The organism is Paenibacillus sp. MT86 (assembly GCF_058792535.1).
Genome location: NZ_CM179499.1, coordinates 572,274 through 591,243 on the forward strand (window position 1 = coordinate 572,274; position 18,970 = coordinate 591,243).

Sequence of the window (18,970 nt, forward strand, 5' to 3'; positions counted from 1 at the left end):
AGAAAGTGCGAATACTTATAGTAGATGACGAGCCGCTCGTTCGGATCGGGATCAAATCGGCGATTGACTGGGAAGCTCAGGGCGTGGACATTGTCGGTGAAGCGGGCGACGGCGAAGAAGCGCTGCGTCTGATAACGGAAACGGTGCCGGACGTGGTTCTGCTGGATATCAAAATGCCGAAGATGGACGGGCTCGAGGTGCTCCGGACGATCAAGGACCGGCAGATCCCGGTTCAAACGGTCGTGTTGAGCAGCTTCGATGATATTGCCTACGTGAAGGAAGCGTTGAAGCTGGGGGCTTTTGATTATTTCCACAAACCCGACATGAATGAACGCGAGCTGACTGCGATGCTGAAGAGCGTCCGGGAGCAGTTTGGGAGCCGGGGGATTTCGGCTCAAGTCGGGCCGGCTACGGCGGGCAACCGGAAGGAGCAGATATTATTTGACGCTCTCCGAGGCCATGTTCATGATCTGCATGAAACAGAGCTCAAAGAGGGCAATATGTACGTCGTCCTTTTCAGAATCAAAGATTATCACACGGTTATCAAAAGGTACGCCAAGGAAACCGAGTCGATCCTGCCGAATACGGTGCAGAACGTCGTCAGCGAGATGCTGTCCACGGAGAAGGAAGTCGAATATCTTCAGCTGGATGAACAGTGCAGTGCCGTATTCATCAGCAACAGCGAGCTGAAAAGCCTGCTGGCCTCGTTGACGCGCGTCAATAAAATGGTGCAAATGATCAGCTCGGCGCTCAAGCGGTTTGTCAATATCGACATCGTGCTGGGCATCAGCGACTGGTTTGCCGATTTCGACGGCATTCGGACGGGCTACGAGCAGGCGGGCAAAGCGCTGACCCATCAATTTTACCACCCGGATACGTCGATCTTTTATTACCAGCATCTGAAACAGAAGGGTGAGCACGTCTATAGACAGGCCGATGCCTATTTAAGCCAGATGAAGTCTGCCCTCAGGGAGGAGGCGAACGAGCGCTTCCTGGAGCTACTGTCCCAGTGGGAGAGGTTTCTGGCGCAAGAAGAATGTATGGAAGAGAAGGATGTCCGCAAGGTATACGAAGGTCTGCTGTTTATGATCGGAGAGGGCACGGGCGTACCGGGCGGGGGAGACGATCAAGAAGAAACATCGGCCTTTGAAGAGATCCATGAGTTCGGGCAGCTGTCGGCCGCATACCGTGCCTTGTTCGAGGAGCGGCTCAAGAATCGCAGCCATCTGGAGCTGAGAGGTTACAGCCAGCTCACGCGCAATATTATGGAATATACGGAGGAGCACTACCCGGAGAGCCTTTCCTTGAAATTGTTCGGGGATTTGTTCCACGTCAGTCCGAATTATGTCAGCCGATTGTTTAAGCAAGAGGTCGGTCAGGGCCTGTTCGATTATATTAACGAACTTCGGATCGAGAAGGCGAAGGTGCTCCTCAAGGACTATCGCTACAAAATTTATGACGTTGCCGAGATGGTGGGATTCAATAATCAGGCCCATTTCGCCATTGTATTCCAGAAATACACAGGCTTTTCTCCTAAACAATATAGGAAAGATGAAGTGTGATATTAGAGAAGAAAGTGTGATTTTTCATAAAAACGCTCGTGCAGTGCAATCTATTTATAAAAAAATAGTCAATTTTAAAAAATTAATCATCATTTGATTAATTTTTTTTGTTGTCCCGGCTCTTTATCATGAAGATGTAAGGTAAAACGAAAAGAAACGTGGGGGGTAGCATCATGGGTAAATGGAACAAGAAGTTTTCGGCCATGCTGGTTTTGTGCCTGGCTCTTGTTGTGGGTTTAACCGCTTGCGGCGGCAGTAAAAGCGCTGACAATACAGATAATGGAGCCGGAGACGCTGCTGAAAAAGTAACGGTGAATTTCGGATTCTGGGGTACGGCGCAGGATTTGGAGATTTATCAGAAAGCGGCTGACACCATCTCCGAGCAGTATCCGGAGATCGAACTAAAAATTAAACAATATCCGAGCAGCGAGCAATTCTGGAACACGCTTCCGGGTGAAATTGCTGCCGGCGTAGCGCCCGACTTCATCAAGATGTCCAACGAAGGTGCTTACGAGTACATCAATAAAGGATTGTTCTCGCCAATCGACGATCTGGTTCAAACCACGGGCGTGGACATGAGCCGTTTCCCGGATACATCGAAGAAGATTTGGAACGTGGACGGCAAGCAGTACGGCGTGCCGAACAGCGATATGCCGGCGATGTTCTTCATCAATGAGCAAATGTGGAAGGATGCCGGCCTCGGCGAGTACCCAACCACATGGGATGAAGTTATCGATGCGGCCAAAGTGCTGAACAAAGGCGATGTGAAGGGCATTATCGTGAACCTGGATGCCTTCCATATCACGAACTACGTGAAGAGCTTCGGCGGCGGCTGGGGCAATGGTGCGACCATCAACTCCCCAGAGAACGTCAAAGCGCTGGAAATGATCATCGACATGTATGACCAAGGACTGGCGGTTACGCCGAAATCGCTCGGCTTCGGCTGGGACGGCGAAGTATTCAGCAATGAGCAAGGCGCTATGAGTACAGGCGGTTACTGGTACAAAGGGTACCTGAAGGATGCGAATCCGGACCTGAAAATGGTTGCCATTCCGGTTCCGAAAGGAACGACGAACGGAAGCACCATGAGCTCTGACGCTTACATGGTATTGAAAGACGCGAAGAACAAAGAAGCTGCGCTGAAGGCTGCTTATTACATGACCAACGACGATACGCAAACCGCATTCATGGAGCTTGGCTTCAATCCGGCCGTATCCTCGCTGTCCGAGCAGTATTTCGAGAAGAACCCTGAATTCAAGGCGCTGCAGCCTGCGCTGGAGTACAGCACGGACTATGGGTATCCAACGGATACCAAGCGCTTTACGGATGAGCTCGTGAAAGAATTGGAAGGCCTGATTCTGGGCGGCTCCGGTAAAACGGCTCAGCAAATTCTCGACGACATTCAAAGCCAGTTCAAATAAGAAAGAGGCAACACCCGCTCCCGCTCCTTGTTCTCAGGGAGCGGGAGCCTTTGTTCACACCACTTTGTGGGGGTTTCTCATGAACCAACCAATTTAAGTTTGGAAGCGGGGGATAACTTATGTCCGATTACAGCAGCAAGCACGCTGATATGAAAGGGAACAAGATCAGGCAATCCTGGTTCCGTTCGCTGGCAGACTCCGATAAGACGCTGGGCTGGTTGTTTACGCTGCCCTTTTTGATTTTGTGGGCATGGTGGTTTCTGTATCCATTCATCCAGTCTTTCGTAAGAAGTTTTCAGGATGCGAACTTTGCTGCCCTGGACCAGGCCAAATTCATCGGCCTCGAAAACTATGTCACCATTCTGCAAGATAAAGAATTCTTCCGGGCGCTGCTTCACTCCCTGGAAATCGTGGTCATCTCGATTCCGATTCAGACCCTGCTCGGTCTGCTCTTGGCGATCCTGGTGAACCAGAAGCTGAAGGGCAAGGGGATATTCCGGACCGTGTTCTTCATTCCGTATATTACCTCGCAGATCGCGATCACGACCGTGTTCATGATGCTCTTCAAGCAGGGCACCTTCCTGACGAAATTTTTCGGAACTTTAGGCTTCGGGAACGTGACTTGGTTTGCGGATACTAGCTATGCGCTCTTATTCGTATGTATTCTGTTTATCTTCCAGCAAGCCGGCTTCACCATGATTGTGTACTTGTCGGGCCTGCAGGAAATTCCGAAGGATCTGTATGAAGCGGGCGAGATCGACGGGGCGTCCAAGTGGAACAAATTCCGCTACATTACGGTGCCGTTCCTGAAGCCGATCACGTTCTTCATCGTGTCGGTGTCGACGATCGCCGGTTTCCAGATCTACGACCAAATTGCCGCGATTTCCCGTTATGGCGCGCTCGGCTCGCCGGCCGGCGCTACCAGCACGGTGGTAACGTATTTCTACCAGCACGGGATCCGTTACATGAACATTGGATACGGAAGCGCGGCGGTGGTGCTGTTCTTCATGATCATCATGCTGATTACGTACCTGCAAAAAAAATTCCTGGATGAGAAGGAGTGAGAGTAATGTTGACCCGAACGAATAAAGGTCGGCCGTTTCTGTACATCGGCACGATCATCCTGGGGCTCTTATTCGCCCTTCCTTTTCTCTATACCATCTATACGTCCGTCATCCCGATGCGCCATGTCAATACCCTGACGTCGCCGGCCAACTGGACGTTCGAGAACTTCAAAATCTTCTTCACGAACGATGCATACAACGTGCCGAGATGGTTCATGAACACCGTGATCATGACCGGCGTCGTTGTCATCGGGAACCTGATCATTAACCCGATGGCCGGCTTTGCGCTGGCCAAGCTGAATTTCAAGGGAAAAGGACTGATATACTGGATCGTCGTGGCCACCATGATGGTGCCGTACCATATGATCCTGATCCCGGTATACGTGAACGTGGCGCAGCTCGGATGGCTGAACACGTTCTGGGGATTGACGGTGCCCTTCCTCTATCAAGGCTTGTACATCTTCATGCTCCGCCAGTTCTTCATCTCGGTTCCGAACGAGTTCCTGGAGGCTGCGCGGATGGATGGCTTGACGAAGATGGGCGCTTTCTGGCGGATCGTGTATCCTCTGGCCCGCTCATCGCTGATTACGATGTCGATCCTTGCATTTGCCGGGACCTGGAACAGTTACCTCGTTCCGAGCACGCTGGCGAATACGCCGGAAATGTATGTGCTGGTGGTCGGCCTGAACAGCGTGAAGGATATGTTCTTCGAGAATACGCCGATGATCATGGCGGGGGTCGTGCTGTCCACGCTGCCGATCATCCTGTTCTTCTTCCTGTTCCAGCGCCAATATATCGAGGGGATTTCGAACGCAGGCGTCAAAGGCTGATATAGAAGCATCGGGAGGGATTAGACATGGATAACGTGGGACAGCGTGCAAAGGAGCTTCTCGCGCAGATGACCTTGGCCGAGAAGATCGGTCAAACGGTGCAGTACGGCCGGTGCGAGGAGCGGGAGCTGAAGCTGGTTGCCGAAGGCAAGATCGGGTCGCTGTTGAATGTGCATGGTCCGAAAAAAATCAACGAGCTCCAGCGGCTGGCCGTGGAGGAAACGCGGCTGGGGATTCCTCTTCTCATCGGGGATGACGTCATTCACGGTTTTCGCACCATCTTTCCGATTCCGCTCGGCGAAGCCGCCAGCTGGGATCTCGAAGGGATGGAGAAGAACGCCCGCATTGCGGCAGAAGAGGCGGCAGCAGAAGGCATCCGCTGGACTTTTGCCCCGATGGTGGACGTGACGCGCGACCCCCGGTGGGGCCGCATCGCGGAGAGCACGGGGGAGGATGCTTATCTGTCCTCCCTGGCCGCTGCCGCGAAGGTGAGAGGATTTCAAAGTCCAAATGGGGACGGCAACCCGACCGTAGCGGCATGCGTGAAGCATTTTGCCGGTTATGGCTGGATTGAAGGCGGCCGGGACTATGATACGACGGACATGTCGGAGCGGACGCTGCGGGAAACCGTGCTGCCGCCGTTCGAGCACGGGATTCGGGCGGGCGCTCTGTCGGTGATGAGTGCTTTCAGCGAACTCAATGGGGTTCCCGCTTCCGGAAGCCGCTATCTGCTGCGGGACATATTGAAGCGGGAGTGGGGCTTTGACGGCATGGTGGTCAGCGACTGGGAGTCGATCGAAGAGCTGATCTACCATGGCTATGCGGAGGACCGGAAGGATTCCGCGCGGAAGGGGCTGAACGCCGGCGTCGACATGGACATGCATTCCGGCGTCTATCTCGATCATCTGGAGGCGTTGGTCCAGGATAACCCCGAGCTGCTTCAGCTGTTGGATGACGCGGTGCTTCGCATTTTGAGGGTGAAATTCCGCCTCGGATTGTTCGAGAACCCGTATGTAAGCGATGAAGACGAAGAAGCCGGAGATCTGCTGAAAGGGCGAGCCATTCCAGCGGCGCACCTGGCCCAGGCCAGGGACAGCGCCCGGAAATCGATCGTGCTCCTGCAGAATCGCGTCGGGATGTTGCCGCTGGATACCGGCAAGCACAAGAAGCTGGCCCTGATCGGGCCGCTGGCCGATGATCGCCATAATTCAATGGGCTGCTGGGCTTGGAAAGGCCGGGATGAGGACGTTGTCACGGTGTGGGATGCTTTTCAATCGGAAATCGCACCGAAGGCCGAGGTGTTCTACGAGCAGGGCAGCGGCATACTGGAGGAGCTGGACGGCGGAGTCGAGCGTGCCGTTCAGCTTGCCAAGCAGTGCGATGTCGCCGTGGTCGTTGTCGGCGAATCCGAAGCGATGACCGGCGAGCACTACAATGTGACGTCCATTACGCTTCCATCCTGCCAGGAGCACCTGATACGGGAGCTGAAGCGTCAGACTGACACGCCGCTCGTCGCCGTGCTGATGAACGGCCGTCCGCTTGCGACTCCATGGCTGCATGAGCACGCCGATGCCGTGGTGGAAGCTTGGCATTTGGGAACCGCCACAGGCCTAGCGCTTGTAGACGTGCTGACGGGCAAGTACAATCCGAGCGGTCGCCTGCCGGTTACCGTTCCGCGCGCGACGGGCCAAATTCCGATGTATTACAACCGGAAGAATACCGGGCGGCCCCATCTGTACGAAGATTATATCGATTGCGACGATTCTCCGCTGTATCCGTTCGGGTACGGCCTCAGTTATACAACGTTCGAATATACGGATCTGCAGCTGGATCGGCATCAGATCGGCCGGGACGAATCCGTCCGTGTATCCGTGAGCATCACGAATACGGGCTCCAGAGCCGGCGAGGAAACCGCGCAGCTCTACATCCGCGACTTGGTGGCAAGCTCGACCCGGCCGGTCAAAGAGCTGAAGGGATTTTCCAAGGTGCGGCTGCAGCCTGGGGAAAGCCGTGAGGTGCATTTTACGCTGGGACGTGAAGAATTGGGACTGCTGGATGAAAGGCTTGAATTTACGGTAGAGCCCGGAAAGTTCCATGTCTGGGTCGGACCGCATTCGGAGGAAGGACTGCAGGCTGAGCTTGAGGTTGTTGAATAAAGGGGGATTTATGCATGGACTACCGCGTAATTAAAGAAGGAGACGTGTTTTTTCTGACCGGGCTTAACGGAGATATCGTCCAGGGGGACGATCAGGGCCATGGTTTGTATACGAAGGATACGCGTTTTCTGAGCCGCATGGAGCTGTTCATCGATGGCGAGAAGCCTTCGCTTCTGTCCTCCACGGGGGATAAAAGCTATGTGGCCTCCTTCCGCCTGATGAAGGATGCCAAGGATGAAGGGGCGATCGAAGTGCTTCGGGAACGCTTCATCTATGATGGCGTCCTGTATGAGCGCTGTACGCTGACCAATTACTTTGTGACCGATTCGAATATCGAGTTCGGGGTTTCCTTCGATGCGGATTTTCAGGATATGTTCCTGGTCCGTAAATACCGTACGGGCGAAGTCGGCAAAATGGAGGGGATTCGGGCAGGCGACCAAGAGATGACGCTGGCCTACGTCGGCGCCGACAAGCTGAGAAGGCAGACGCGCATTGCTTGGGATGCGGACGGCGGCAAAGCGGATGATACCGGCACGGTTTCGTTCTCCTTGTCCCTGAAAGCCAAAGAGCAGAAGGTGATTACGTTCTTTGTCACGCCGATGGCGGAGCGGCAACCCGCGGCAGAGACGCTGACTTATGAAGAGGGGCTGAAGAAACTCGAAGCCTCGTACGAAGCTTGGTACGGGAACAGCTCGCAGGTCCAGTCGGATTCCGCACTGTTCAGCGGCTTGTACCAGAGAGGATTGCAGGATCTGCGCATGCTGACGACCGATGTAGGCTTCGGCGATACAACGGTAGCCGGACTGCCATGGTTCGCGGTTCCGTTCGGCCGAGACAGCTTGATCACGGCGCTGTTCATGCTTCCGGCGAACCCGCAGCTTGCCAAAGGAACCTTGAGAACGCTGGCGGCTTATCAAGGCGAGAAGACGGACCCTTGGCGGGATGAGCAGCCGGGCAAAATCATGCATGAGATCCGCTATGGAGAGCTGGTCACGACGAATCAGTCCCCGTTCTCGCCGTACTACGGCACCATCGATTCCACGCCGCTGTTCCTGGCGCTGATCGGCGAGTATTACCGCTGGACGGGCGATCTCTCCTTAGCGGAGGAGCTCAAGCCGAACGTGCTGCGGGCACTGGATTATATCGATGCCGCGCTCGAAGCGGGCTCCGGCTTCATGGCCTACAAGCAGGAAGCCGAGAAAGGCTTCCCGAACCAGGGCTGGAAGGATTCCGCCAACTCGATCATCCATGAGAACGGCGAGTATGCGGAATCGCCGATCGCGCTGTCGGAGGTTCAGGGTTACGTGTATCAAGCGAAGCAATCGCTGGTACCTGTCTTCGCGGAGCTGGGCGAGCCGGAACTGGCCCGCAAGCTGGAAAAGGAGGCCGAAGAGCTTCGGGTCCGTTTTGAAGCGGCCTTCTGGATGGAGGATGAGCAGTGTTACGCCATTGCGCTGGATAAGGATCAACGCCAGGTACGCAGCGTAACCTCGAATCCCGGGCATCTGCTCATGAGCGGATTGCCGGAAGAGAGCCGCTCGAAGGCGCAAGCCGAGCGGATGCTTAGAAGCGACATGTTCAACGGATACGGCATCCGCACGATGAGTACTGGCTCCACCGGCTACTATCCGGTGAGCTATCACAATGGGAGCGTATGGCCGCATGACAATGCCATGATCCTGCTGGGTCTCGGCAAGCAGGGATTCAAAGCTGAGGCAGGCAAGGTGATTTCCGGCCTGCTCCAGGCATCCGCGCATTTTGAATACCAGCGTTTGCCTGAGCTGTTCTGCGGTCATGATGCGAAGCTGGGCCATCCCGTTCCGTACCCGACAACCTGTTCGCCGCAGGCTTGGGCGGCGGGAACCTCGATCGTCTTCCTGCAGGCGATGCTCGGATTGTATCCGAACGCGGCGAAGAAGGAAATCGCGTTGTCCCCGTTCCTTCCGGAAGGGATGAACGAACTGAAGGCCGAACGGATTGCGATCGGAAGCGGGCACCTGTCGGTAAGCGTTGTGCGTAAGGCTGACGGCAGCGCGTTTCATGTGGAAGTGCTTGAGAATACAACCGGATTTGACCTGGTTAGCTGATCTTATACAAGATTTGCTTTTGAACAACCTGTCTCTTAGTGCTTAGGGGTCAGGTTGTTTTTTGTTGAAATATCAGGAACGTATGTTCTATAATAATGAGGTGATATTGAACAGATTACTGTATACATACCGGATTGGAGAGAACCTATGAATTCCTATTGTACATATGCCCTACATCAGATCGAGGTGGCTGTCGTCTCGGTTGTCGCGATTATCGATAAGCTGGATGAACGGGATTTGCTCGTCAAGCCGACGGAAGGCAAACATTCGGTCGGAGAGCTGCTCAAGCATATCGCCGTCATCTGCCGGGCCGATTTTCATATATCCGGAGGAGCCACCCAAGAGGAGATGAGCGCCTATTACGCAGGCGTGTCGTTAAATAACCTGAAGGACATACAGGCGGAGTTATTGAGCAACTATTCATATCTGGAGCAGGCGTTCCGAGAAATGACGGAAGAGGAGCTTCATCAGGAGATGACCTCTTATTGGGGCGTCACCTATTCAAGGTACGAATGGCTGCTCGAAATCGTGGCGCACCTGTATCACCACAGGGGGCAGCTGCACGCGATGCTGGTTCACTGTAACGGGAAGGACCCGAAGGTTCCTTTGTTCGAATAGTTAGTGCGCGCAGGATGGATCAAGGGGGCCGGCCAAGAAGTTTTCTTGGCCGGCTTATTGATTAAGCTCGTGCGCCCGCTGAGACAATGAGTCCGGATTACCCCAGCATCCAAGCCCTCCGCACAGCCCGCTGTCCTGAAACTGCCTTCATGGGTCTTTGAATCGCTGTGCGATCATAAAAACGAGCTTCCTGCCATGATATTTATTACATTGAGCTGACATTCTTTTAAATTCGACAAAATAAAACAAATTTCGCTATAGACTCGAGCTAAATAATTCCTCTATGATAGAAACTAAATAGCTCGACAAGCTATTATGAAAGCGCTATCCAAGACTTCGCAGGACGGCATGATCCTGAATCTAGGAGGGAATCCACCAAACCAGGGATATAGCAGAATCTGTTGTTAACCGATTAGAAAGCGTATTCATATATGCAGGAGCCTAGAAGCGGGCCGTTAACACAGATTTTACATATCGTTAATACTCGCATGATCTTATAACTCTATCATAAGAGGTGTTCATAATAAGGAGGACACGCACTTATGACAGATCAAAGGAGTCGCCGTCTTCCCGTTATTGCTTCGATTACCAAGCTGGAACAGATCGATGCGGCTGTGAACAGCGCGGTGGAACGGGTGAACCTGATGACAGGCGACATCATGAAACTAAGGGATATCGTAAACCGACTGCACTCCTCAGGCAAAAAAGTGTTTGTCCATCTGGAAATGGTAAGCGGCATCGGCCGGGATAATTCGGCAGTGCAGTATTTGGCGGATTCGTACAAGATCGACGGGATCATTACGACGAAGACGAATACGGTATTGGCTTCGCGCCAAGCAGGCATCAGCTCGATACAGCGCGTGTTTGCGATCGATACGACAGCTTTGGGAACCGCAGTGAAGATGATCGGACAAGCACGTCCGGATGAAGTGGAATTGATGCCGGGACTTATGCCTCGCGTCATCCGCGATCTGAAGAAGGAGATTCACTGTCCGCTCATAGTGGGAGGTTTTTTACGAAGCGAAGAAGAAATCGACGAGGCGCTGGCAAATGGCGCAGACCTCGTATCTACGGGAGACACGCGTTTTTGGACGTAACGTTCTCCGTAGGAATGACGGATTAACCACAATTACATATTTGCTAGGGGTGGAGACGATGAGATAACCCGAGTAGCAGCTACTTTAGCTTTTATAGGAGGTGGTGGCTCTTAGGTTGCGCTCTTTTGACGTCTCTATTTTTGTGCGCTTTTTAAGGGATAGGCTGGCTGTTTGGATGGGGATTCACCCGTTCCTATGGGATCCGCGTGCCGTTCCAACCGGCATTCGATGAAGTGGATCGACGGTAATTTTGGATGATGAATGATGAATAGATTCGAAAGGGGACAACAGATCATCTATGAAAAAGAAATCATGGTTGTTAATGTTATTGACCATATTTATGGTGATTACCACGGCTTGCGGAGGCGGCGGTGGAAGTGAAAGCGCCGGAGGAGAGGTTTCGCTGGATGACGTGGAAGCCGCTTCGATGGATATGAAGAACGACACGACACCCGTTAAAATCCAATACTGGCATGCCCACGCGGATGCCCAGCTTGAAGGCTTGAACTACATGATTGCCGAATTCCAGAAGAAATACCCTCATATCACGGTTGAGCCGGTGTTCCAAGGCGGCTATCCTGATCTTCACAAAAAATTATCGGCTGCAGTGGCTGCGAATGACGTGCCGGCTGTTACGAATGTCGAGGTTGCGTCCTTGCCAAACTTTGCGGACAGCGGAGTGTTCTCTGATTTGGGCCCATGGATTAAGCGCGATGAAGTGAAGATGGACGATTTCGCCAAAGGGATGCTGAATGCATATGCATTCAATGGCAAGCAATATGGATTCCCTCTGATCGTCAGTACCAGCGTGTTTGTATACAACAAAACGATGCTGGACGAGCTGGGCGTAGAGCCGCCGCAGAAGTGGGATGAGATCGATGACTTTAATGCGAAGGTAACGAAAAAAGAAGGCGACAAAACGACCCGCTATGCCTTCTCCGTTCCAGGCTGGGATACGTGGTACTACGATCCGTGGAACATTAACGGCGGCGGACAAATCCTGACGGAGGACCTGAGTGCTTCCGCTGTCGAGACCGAGGATTCTCTCCGGTACCTCCAGAATTTCTACAAATGGCAAAATGAAGGCAGCATGCATATGGGCTTCGGTAAAGGAGCTTCCGACAATATGCGCCAGATGTTCCTGAACGGCGAAATCGCCATGGTTCAGCATTCATCGGCTTTGCTCAAGATGTACCGCGAGAATGCAGACTTTGAGGTTGGCGTATCCTTTATCCCTGGCGATAAAGTGCGGACCTCCAATATTGGCGGCGCGGGGATCGTCATGATGGACGGCGCCGAGGATCTGGAGAAAGAAGCGGCTTGGAAATTCATCGAGTTCATGACTTCGGCGGAGCATAACATTAAGTGGGCTGAATCCGTTGGATACCTGCCGACAAGAAAATCCGCAATCGAGTCTGAAGAAGGCGATCAATATTTCGAAAGATGGCCGCAGTATAGAGCGGTATACGAGCACTTCGACGAAGTAACGCCGCGTCTGCAGCATCCGGCTTATCCTGAATTCAGCGAGGTCTACAAAGAAGTCATCGGGGAAATGGTATTGAACAAAAAAGATCCTATACCACTTATGCAGGATGCAGCCAAGAAGATCAACGATATTCTGGCTGACTATGAGTGATGCCTATGGAGACCAATAAAGCAATGACCAAGGCGGCGTCCGATCGGGCGACCGCTTCGGTCTCTAAACGGATGTCTCATACGTTGATCGAGAAGTGGAAGGACTTCTCGTTCGCAGTTCCGGCCTTGCTGTTTATGGGCGTGTTCCTGTATTATCCGCTGGGTTATTCCATCTACATCAGCTTCACGAATTGGAACATGACCCGTCCCGTGAAGAAATTCGTGGGCGTCGATAACTATACGCGCTTGCTGTCGAACTCGGATTTCTATCACTCCTTGAAGGTCACGTTCTTGTATACCGTCATGGACGTTGTATTCACGCTGGTCATCGGGCTGCTGCTGGCCTTGCTGCTCAACGTGTCATCGTCAAGGTTGTTCGGTTTCTTGCGCGGCGTCGTTTTTATGCCCTATTATATCTCGATGGTAGTCGCGGCCATGGTATTTACATGGATTTACAATGGACAATACGGGTTACTGAATTCCATTGTTTCCTGGTTTGGCATGGAGCCGGTCGAATGGCTGACCAACCCTTCGACGGCATTGCCGGCGCTGGTTGCCGTTTCGGTCTGGAAGGGCGTCGGGTTTGCGATGATCCTCTTTATTGCAGGCATGCGCGGAATTCCGGCCGAGTATTACGAGGCGGCCTCCATTGATGGAGCCAGCAAGTTCCGGCAGTTCCGCAACATTACGCTGCCGCTCTTGTCGCCGATGACCTTGTTTCTGGTCATCACCAGCTTTATCTCCTCCATGCAGGTGTTCCAGTCGATCGACGTCATGACGGGCGGCGGTCCGCTCAAGGCAACGAATGCGATCGTGTACTGGATCTATACGATGGCCTTTGATGAATTCAAAACAGGAAGAGCCTCGGCGCTTGTCATGATTCTGTTCGTCATCATATTGCTGTTAACATTGGTACAATGGGTGGTCAGCAGGAAGAAGGTGCACTATGAAGGATAATTATATGGCTGGATCCGCCAAGAACCGAAAGACCATAATGACGCTCCGCGTGATCGGGGCCGTGATCGTGACCCTCGTCATGTTCTTTCCGGTGTACTGGCTGCTGATCAGCGCGCTCAAGACGCAGTCTGAGATGCGGATGGCCGTTCCTACATTCTGGCCGGAAACCTTTGCCTGGCAAAACTTTGCCGAAGCCTTCCGGGTTATCCCTTACGCGCGGTTCTTCGGCAATACCTTGCTCATGGCGGTCGGAACCATCATTCTGCAGTTGAACGTGGCGCTCATGGCCGCTTATGCATTCGCGAAGGGAAAGTTCTGGGGACGGGACGCGCTGTTTCTGTTGGTGCTTGCCGCGTTGATCGTGCCGGAACAGGTGATTTTCGTTCCCGTGTACGTCATGATGTCCAAGCTCGATTGGCTGAATACCTTCTGGGCGCTCATCGTGCCTCACGGGGCGTCCGCCTATGCGATATTCCTGCTCCGGCAGGCGTTCAAATCGATTAACAACGACGTGCTGGAAGCGGCGCGCGTGGATGGAGCCGGCCGATTCTCCATTCTGTACAAGCTATTGTTCCCGATGGCGATGCCGACGATCGTCACCATGGGCGTGTTGATCTTCATCTCGTCCTGGAACTCGTATTTCTGGCCGCTGATCATGACCAACAACAACGACATGCGCGTGCTTACGGTCGGTATCGCGATGCTGCGGGATTCCATCGCCGGGAATGAAGCGATGTTCTTCAACGTCATTATGGCGTCCAGCGTCATGGCGATCATCCCGATCGTGCTGGTCTTTACGGTGATGCAGAAGCATATCGTGGCCGCGATGGCGAACTCGACGTTTAAATAACCGCATAATCATATGTTGCGGAATTCAGGACGGTGTGGAGACGGTGGGTAAGGATACACCGCCATACCGTCTCTTTGTTCGAGCGAAGGACATAAAGCTAATTCCTGCGGTGCGCAGCAGGGATCGGGAAGCCCACGGCGAACAAACCTATAGAGCTGCAAACGGCCATTTCGATTGCGTAAGTCCGTCTCCTTGCGGCGGCAGTGTGATCGAGGCCGTCAATCGACTTATATATGGAGGGAATGGCACATGGAAGTACGTGGATTGGCCCATCGAGGGTATCCGCTCAAATATCCGGAGAACACGATGCTGGGCTTTCGGAAAGCGCTGGAGCTTGGCTTCTCGCACCTGGAGCTGGATGTCCAGCTGACGAAGGACGGCGTGCCTGTCGTGATTCATGATCCCACGGTTAACCGGACGACCAACGGAACCGGAGCGATCAATGCCTTCACGCTGGAGGAAATACGCAAGCTGGATGCAGGCCGGGGGGAAGTCATCCCCACGCTGGAGGAAGCGCTGCTTTTTGCCAAGGATCGGATGATCGTTGACATCGAGCTGAAGCAGATGGGGGACACCTATCCCGGGCTGGAACAGAAGGTCATTGACGTGATCAAGGATACGGGCATGGAGAAGCAGGTATTCCTGACCTCCTTCGATCATTATTCGATTGAACGGGCCCGTTCCCTTGATCCTGACATCGAGCTGGGGCTTGTGATTTACGGGGCGACGCCATCGGTCTTTCCTTATCTGGAACAGATCGGCGCTCGCTATGTGTCCGTCAAATATGTATACGTGACCCCTTCGTTTATGGAGGAAGCGCGCAAGCGGGGGATTCAGCTCATCGTCTGGACGCCGGATGACGAGGCGGTATTGGCATCCCTTGCCCAGTATCCTGAACTCTTGATCGTAACGAACAACTTGGAAGGCTGGGCCAAAGTATACAAAGAAAAGATTGCACTGAATGCTTAGCGTTTTCAGGGACTGACTTGCGCGCAGCGGATTGACCTATTAGGACACTTGCATTTAGGAAATGCCAAGGGTCTTTCGGGGCAAGGCGAACCTAAAGTCGAAATGTGCATAGAAAAAGGATCTGCCCTAGTCTCGATTTAGGGGCGGATCCTTTTATTATGAATGGCCGAATCCTGCTTGTTTCGGCTGCTTATGGCAGCGGAAAACGCCGCGGGCTTCATCTGGGCGGACGAATTTGAAAATTTAATGAAAATTTTCAGTTGACCTGCGGACAATTGTCCGTTAGAATAAAAAACGCGTTACCGGACAATTGTCCGTTAGAATAAAAAACGCGTTACCGGACAATTGTCCGTATAGACAAAAGACAGGGAGGATAAGGTCTTGGATATGGGAGTGGGGCCAAGTTCGGCCAAGATTGATTTAAGCAAAATAAAGAGAGGGCCGATCGTTGCCGCACTGATTATCGGCGCGTTCGTGTCCATCTTGAATGAGACACTGCTGAACATCGCTTTCCCAAGCTTGATGGAGCAGTTTGGCATTGGGGAGTCGACGGTGCAGTGGCTTTCCACATCTTACATGCTGGTTGTCGGTATTCTGGTGCCGGTCACGGCGCTGCTGCAGCTTTGGTTCACGACAAGACAGATGTTTATTGGCGCTATGTCGCTATTCCTGATAGGTACGATTATATGCGGTTTCTCGCCGGTATTCGGGGTGCTGCTGGTAGGCCGTATCCTGCAAGCCGTCGGAACGGGGCTTATGCTGCCGGTTCTGATGAACACCATACTTAGCATTTATCCGCCTCAGAATCGCGGAGCCGCAATGGGTATGATCGGTCTGGTCATCATGACGGCACCGGCGATCGGGCCAACGCTTTCTGGTTTGATCGTGGATGCGCTGAACTGGCGCTGGTTGTTCTACCTGGTCATTCCGCTCGCTGCGTTCTCCATCGTGTTTGCCGCAGTGTTCCTGAAGAACGTATCGGAACTGACCAAGCCGAAAGTCGATTACATTTCGATTATTCTGTCTACCATCGGTTTCGGGGGAATCGTATACGGATTCAGCAGTGCCGGCGAAGGCACCTGGTCTGATCCGAAGGTCATATGGTGCATTACGGCCGGGGCTATCAGCTTGCTGCTCTTCGTATGGCGCCAGCTGAAGATGGAGGAACCGATGCTGGATCTGCGTACCTTCAAATTTCCGATGTTCTCTCTCGTGACCGTGCTGATGCTGGTACTTATGATGAGCATGTTCTCCACCATGATCATGCTGCCGCTGTTCCTGCAGAACGCTCTGGGCTTGACTGCGCTATCGGCGGGTCTGGTCATGATGCCGGGCGGGATCATCAACGGATTGATGGCGCCGATTACAGGAAAGCTGTTCGATAAATTCGGACCGCGCGTTCTGATTATTCCCGGCTTGGCGCTGCTGAGCATCGCCATCTTCCTGTTCTCGCGCATCGACGCTTCATGGACGGGTGGTTATGTCATCTTCCTTCATGTTATGATGATGATAGGGATTTCGATGGTTATGATGCCGGCCCAAACCACGGCTTTGAATCAGCTGCCGCGCTTGCTGTATCCGCATGGAACGGCGATCATGAATACGCTGCAGCAGGTCGCGGGAGCTGTCGGTATGGCGCTCTTTATCAGCATCATGACTGCAGGTGCTAAAAATTACGTTGAAACAACCGGGGATCTCAATCCGGTGCAAAGCATGGTTGCCGGTCTTCATAATGCTTTCGTAATCGGGCTTGTTCTTGCAATCATCGCTTTCGTGCTGGGCTTATTTGTTAAACGTACGTCTTCACCCGTTGAAGAAAAACAGTCTGCCGCATAAGGTTCCCGTTTGTTTAATTAGAAAGGGATGCGTGCATTGCCGAAAGAGAATGACGAGTTGGGTCAAAAGATTTTGGATACGGCTCAGGCCTTATTTAACAAATACGGAGTCGAGGACGTCTCCATGCATCAAGTGGCCAAAACGGCGGGAATCGGTCAAGGTACCCTTTACCGCCGGTATCCCAGCAAGAGCAAGATTTGCTTCACGCTGATGGAAGCCAAGATCGACCGGTTTATGGAAGGGCTGGACGTTTATCTGCGCAATAGCGAAGGCGAAACGGTAGCACACCGGCTTCGGACGGTAATGACGAAGGTGATTCTGCATTTCAACGAGGATCTGGAGTGGCTCAGGGTGATGCTGACCTCTGACCGTCTGGAGGAAACCAAGAACATTATGTGCGAGAACCCGCCCTTCACGTATTTGCGCTTACAGATCAAGCGTCTGCTGGAGCTTGCGGCGGAGCGGGGGGAGCTGATGCCCCTGGATCCTCTGTTCACCTCCGTGATGCTTGCATCCCTGCCGCGGGCCGATATTATTCTGTACATGCGCGATATGGGATACAGCGCGGAACAGATTGCGGAGGAGTATTGCCGAAGCTTCGTGGACCCGCTATTCATACAACGCTAATTGATATATTCAGCTAATTGATATATTCACTTACAGTACAAAAGCCGTTTCGGGAGATTGGAAAAGTCGCCCGGAACGGCTTTTTGGTTTATGTTCGGCCCTTGGACTTTCGATTTCAATGCAACATTTGGCAGATGCGTCCGTCAGTATAGTTGTACATGATAATCTAAGGCACCTAGAAAGGATGATGAACATGAACAAACAATGGAAAAAGCAAGCAGCGACGCTGATGGTTGCGGCCATGGCGGTTTCCGGCGGCGCAGCGGCTTATGCGGCACCCCAAACCGGAGACATTCAGGAACAGAAGCCGGTGGTGATCTCGGCGATCATTGATTATGGTGTTCTGGTCAACGGCAAGGAAGTGGCTGGAGCCGGATTCATGAATGCCGGCGCGAAACAGGTCATGATCCCGCTGCGCAGCGTATCCGAGGCGCTCGGATTCGAACTGGAGTGGAATCAACAAGACCGGTCTGCGGAGCTAACCCAACCGGGATCGCCGATCTGGACCCTCGTGCAAACGGGCAAAGATCAGTATGCGGTTAACAAAATGTATAAGTCCCTCGGCGCTGCTCCGGTGAACGTAAAAGGCACGTTGTATGTTCCTGCGAGCTTCTTCAGCGAAGTGCTCCGGGTTAACGTCGCGGTTGATGGAACGAAGGTAAACATCACGTCCGAGGAAGAGGTTAAGAAGGAAACCGTGGTTGGAACCATCACGGAAGTTATCCATAACGAAGAACGCAAAGCCGTTCATATTAACGGCACGGGCACCGAAGGAATCGTGCTGAACGTGGATGAGAACACGGTCATCCGCGATGCGGAAGGCAAGAAGATCGAGCTTAAGGATCTTGCAAAAGGCATGAAGATCGAATCGGTGCACAGCCTGGCGATGACGATGAGCCTGCCTCCTCAAACGTATGCTTACGAAATCAGCGTGAAGTCCGATAAGGAAGAAACGGAGCAGCTGGCTACGGCCGGCGCCATCACCGACATCAATGCGGATGGCGGCAACCTGCGCGTAACGATCAAGGGCAAAGGGTTGACGGAACAATCCCCCAATGAGGTCGTCCTAAATCTGACGCCCGAGACGGTTGTCGTGAATAAAGACGGCAAAGCCTTGAAAACGAGCGACTTGACTGACGATGCGGAAATTATCGGCTACTACGGCCCGGTATTGACCAAGAGTCTGCCGCCAATCGGCAATGCCACCAAAATCGTTCTTCAATAAGTCATGAACGGGAAGAAGCCTGGCGGCAGCGCCAGG

At 53.0% G+C, this 18,970-nt stretch carries 15 protein-coding genes; all 15 read left to right on the forward strand.

Features of this window, described 5'->3' with window-relative positions; translation table 11 throughout:
- Positions 1-5 precede the first annotated feature (5 nt).
- Positions 6-1,562 carry a response regulator transcription factor gene (locus tag AC3RCL_RS02440; protein ID WP_492534491.1) on the forward strand — a complete coding sequence of 519 codons (1,557 nt, stop codon included), beginning with the start codon at positions 6-8 and terminating at the stop codon, positions 1,560-1,562.
- A gap of 173 nt (positions 1,563-1,735) precedes the next feature.
- The gene (locus AC3RCL_RS02445) at positions 1,736-2,983 is read left to right on the forward strand and encodes an ABC transporter substrate-binding protein (RefSeq protein WP_096774745.1); all 1,248 of its coding nucleotides are present in this window, start codon (positions 1,736-1,738) and stop codon (positions 2,981-2,983) included.
- Between the two features lie 119 nt (positions 2,984-3,102).
- Positions 3,103-4,047 (forward strand): carbohydrate ABC transporter permease, encoded by a 945-nt coding sequence (locus AC3RCL_RS02450; RefSeq protein WP_492534492.1) that lies wholly within the window; start codon positions 3,103-3,105, stop codon positions 4,045-4,047.
- Positions 4,048-4,052: 5 nt separating this feature from the next.
- On the forward strand, positions 4,053-4,877 hold the full coding sequence (locus tag AC3RCL_RS02455; protein ID WP_009593690.1) for a carbohydrate ABC transporter permease: 825 nt from the start codon (positions 4,053-4,055) through the stop codon (positions 4,875-4,877).
- 26 nt (positions 4,878-4,903) lie between these two features.
- The gene (locus AC3RCL_RS02460) at positions 4,904-7,033 is read left to right on the forward strand and encodes a glycoside hydrolase family 3 N-terminal domain-containing protein (RefSeq protein ID WP_492534493.1); all 2,130 of its coding nucleotides are present in this window, start codon (positions 4,904-4,906) and stop codon (positions 7,031-7,033) included.
- 14 nt (positions 7,034-7,047) lie between these two features.
- On the forward strand, positions 7,048-9,120 hold the full coding sequence (locus AC3RCL_RS02465; RefSeq protein WP_492534494.1) for an amylo-alpha-1,6-glucosidase: 2,073 nt from the start codon (positions 7,048-7,050) through the stop codon (positions 9,118-9,120).
- 147 nt (positions 9,121-9,267) lie between these two features.
- The gene (locus AC3RCL_RS02470) at positions 9,268-9,738 is read left to right on the forward strand and encodes a DinB family protein (protein WP_096774742.1); all 471 of its coding nucleotides are present in this window, start codon (positions 9,268-9,270) and stop codon (positions 9,736-9,738) included.
- A gap of 542 nt (positions 9,739-10,280) precedes the next feature.
- Positions 10,281-10,835, forward strand: coding sequence for a glycerol-3-phosphate responsive antiterminator (locus AC3RCL_RS02475; protein ID WP_213580062.1), 555 nt, complete (start codon positions 10,281-10,283; stop codon positions 10,833-10,835).
- A 298-nt stretch (positions 10,836-11,133) separates the two neighbouring features.
- Positions 11,134-12,471: an ABC transporter substrate-binding protein gene (locus tag AC3RCL_RS02480; protein ID WP_096774740.1), complete on the forward strand. Its 1,338-nt coding sequence runs from the start codon at positions 11,134-11,136 to the stop codon at positions 12,469-12,471.
- Positions 12,471-13,427, forward strand: coding sequence for a carbohydrate ABC transporter permease (locus tag AC3RCL_RS02485; protein ID WP_036672924.1), 957 nt, complete (start codon positions 12,471-12,473; stop codon positions 13,425-13,427). Before AC3RCL_RS02480 ends, AC3RCL_RS02485 begins: the two co-directional genes overlap by 1 nt.
- Positions 13,417-14,277 carry a carbohydrate ABC transporter permease gene (locus tag AC3RCL_RS02490; RefSeq protein WP_009593684.1) on the forward strand — a complete coding sequence of 287 codons (861 nt, stop codon included), beginning with the start codon at positions 13,417-13,419 and terminating at the stop codon, positions 14,275-14,277. Before AC3RCL_RS02485 ends, AC3RCL_RS02490 begins: the two co-directional genes overlap by 11 nt.
- A 249-nt stretch (positions 14,278-14,526) precedes the next feature.
- Positions 14,527-15,246 carry a glycerophosphodiester phosphodiesterase gene (locus AC3RCL_RS02495; protein ID WP_036664724.1) on the forward strand — a complete coding sequence of 240 codons (720 nt, stop codon included), beginning with the start codon at positions 14,527-14,529 and terminating at the stop codon, positions 15,244-15,246.
- 387 nt (positions 15,247-15,633) lie between these two features.
- A complete protein-coding gene (locus tag AC3RCL_RS02500; RefSeq protein ID WP_397360276.1) occupies positions 15,634-17,082 on the forward strand; it encodes an MDR family MFS transporter in 1,449 nt (482 codons plus the stop codon).
- A 27-nt stretch (positions 17,083-17,109) separates the two neighbouring features.
- A complete protein-coding gene (locus AC3RCL_RS02505) occupies positions 17,110-17,709 on the forward strand; it encodes a TetR/AcrR family transcriptional regulator (protein ID WP_251500652.1) in 600 nt (199 codons plus the stop codon).
- A 193-nt stretch (positions 17,710-17,902) separates the two neighbouring features.
- Positions 17,903-18,934 carry a copper amine oxidase N-terminal domain-containing protein gene (locus tag AC3RCL_RS02510; protein WP_492534495.1) on the forward strand — a complete coding sequence of 344 codons (1,032 nt, stop codon included), beginning with the start codon at positions 17,903-17,905 and terminating at the stop codon, positions 18,932-18,934.
- Positions 18,935-18,970: the final 36 nt, after the last annotated feature.

Bases quoted from the DNA above. Each gene is read 5' to 3' on its own strand.
- AC3RCL_RS02490 (WP_009593684.1), top strand. From the start codon at position 13,417: ATGAAGGATAATTATATGGCTGGATCCGCCAAGAACCGAAAGACCATA.
- AC3RCL_RS02495 (WP_036664724.1), top strand. From the start codon at position 14,527: ATGGAAGTACGTGGATTGGCCCATCGAGGGTATCCGCTCAAATATCCG.
- AC3RCL_RS02500 (WP_397360276.1), top strand. From the start codon at position 15,634: ATGGGAGTGGGGCCAAGTTCGGCCAAGATTGATTTAAGCAAAATAAAG.
- AC3RCL_RS02460 (WP_492534493.1), top strand. From the start codon at position 4,904: ATGGATAACGTGGGACAGCGTGCAAAGGAGCTTCTCGCGCAGATGACC.
- AC3RCL_RS02485 (WP_036672924.1), top strand. From the start codon at position 12,471: ATGCCTATGGAGACCAATAAAGCAATGACCAAGGCGGCGTCCGATCGG.
- AC3RCL_RS02450 (WP_492534492.1), top strand. From the start codon at position 3,103: ATGTCCGATTACAGCAGCAAGCACGCTGATATGAAAGGGAACAAGATC.
- AC3RCL_RS02445 (WP_096774745.1), top strand. From the start codon at position 1,736: ATGGGTAAATGGAACAAGAAGTTTTCGGCCATGCTGGTTTTGTGCCTG.
- AC3RCL_RS02480 (WP_096774740.1), top strand. From the start codon at position 11,134: ATGAAAAAGAAATCATGGTTGTTAATGTTATTGACCATATTTATGGTG.
- AC3RCL_RS02455 (WP_009593690.1), top strand. From the start codon at position 4,053: ATGTTGACCCGAACGAATAAAGGTCGGCCGTTTCTGTACATCGGCACG.
- AC3RCL_RS02510 (WP_492534495.1), top strand. From the start codon at position 17,903: ATGAACAAACAATGGAAAAAGCAAGCAGCGACGCTGATGGTTGCGGCC.
- AC3RCL_RS02470 (WP_096774742.1), top strand. From the start codon at position 9,268: ATGAATTCCTATTGTACATATGCCCTACATCAGATCGAGGTGGCTGTC.
- AC3RCL_RS02505 (WP_251500652.1), top strand. From the start codon at position 17,110: ATGCGTGCATTGCCGAAAGAGAATGACGAGTTGGGTCAAAAGATTTTG.
- AC3RCL_RS02465 (WP_492534494.1), top strand. From the start codon at position 7,048: ATGGACTACCGCGTAATTAAAGAAGGAGACGTGTTTTTTCTGACCGGG.
- AC3RCL_RS02475 (WP_213580062.1), top strand. From the start codon at position 10,281: ATGACAGATCAAAGGAGTCGCCGTCTTCCCGTTATTGCTTCGATTACC.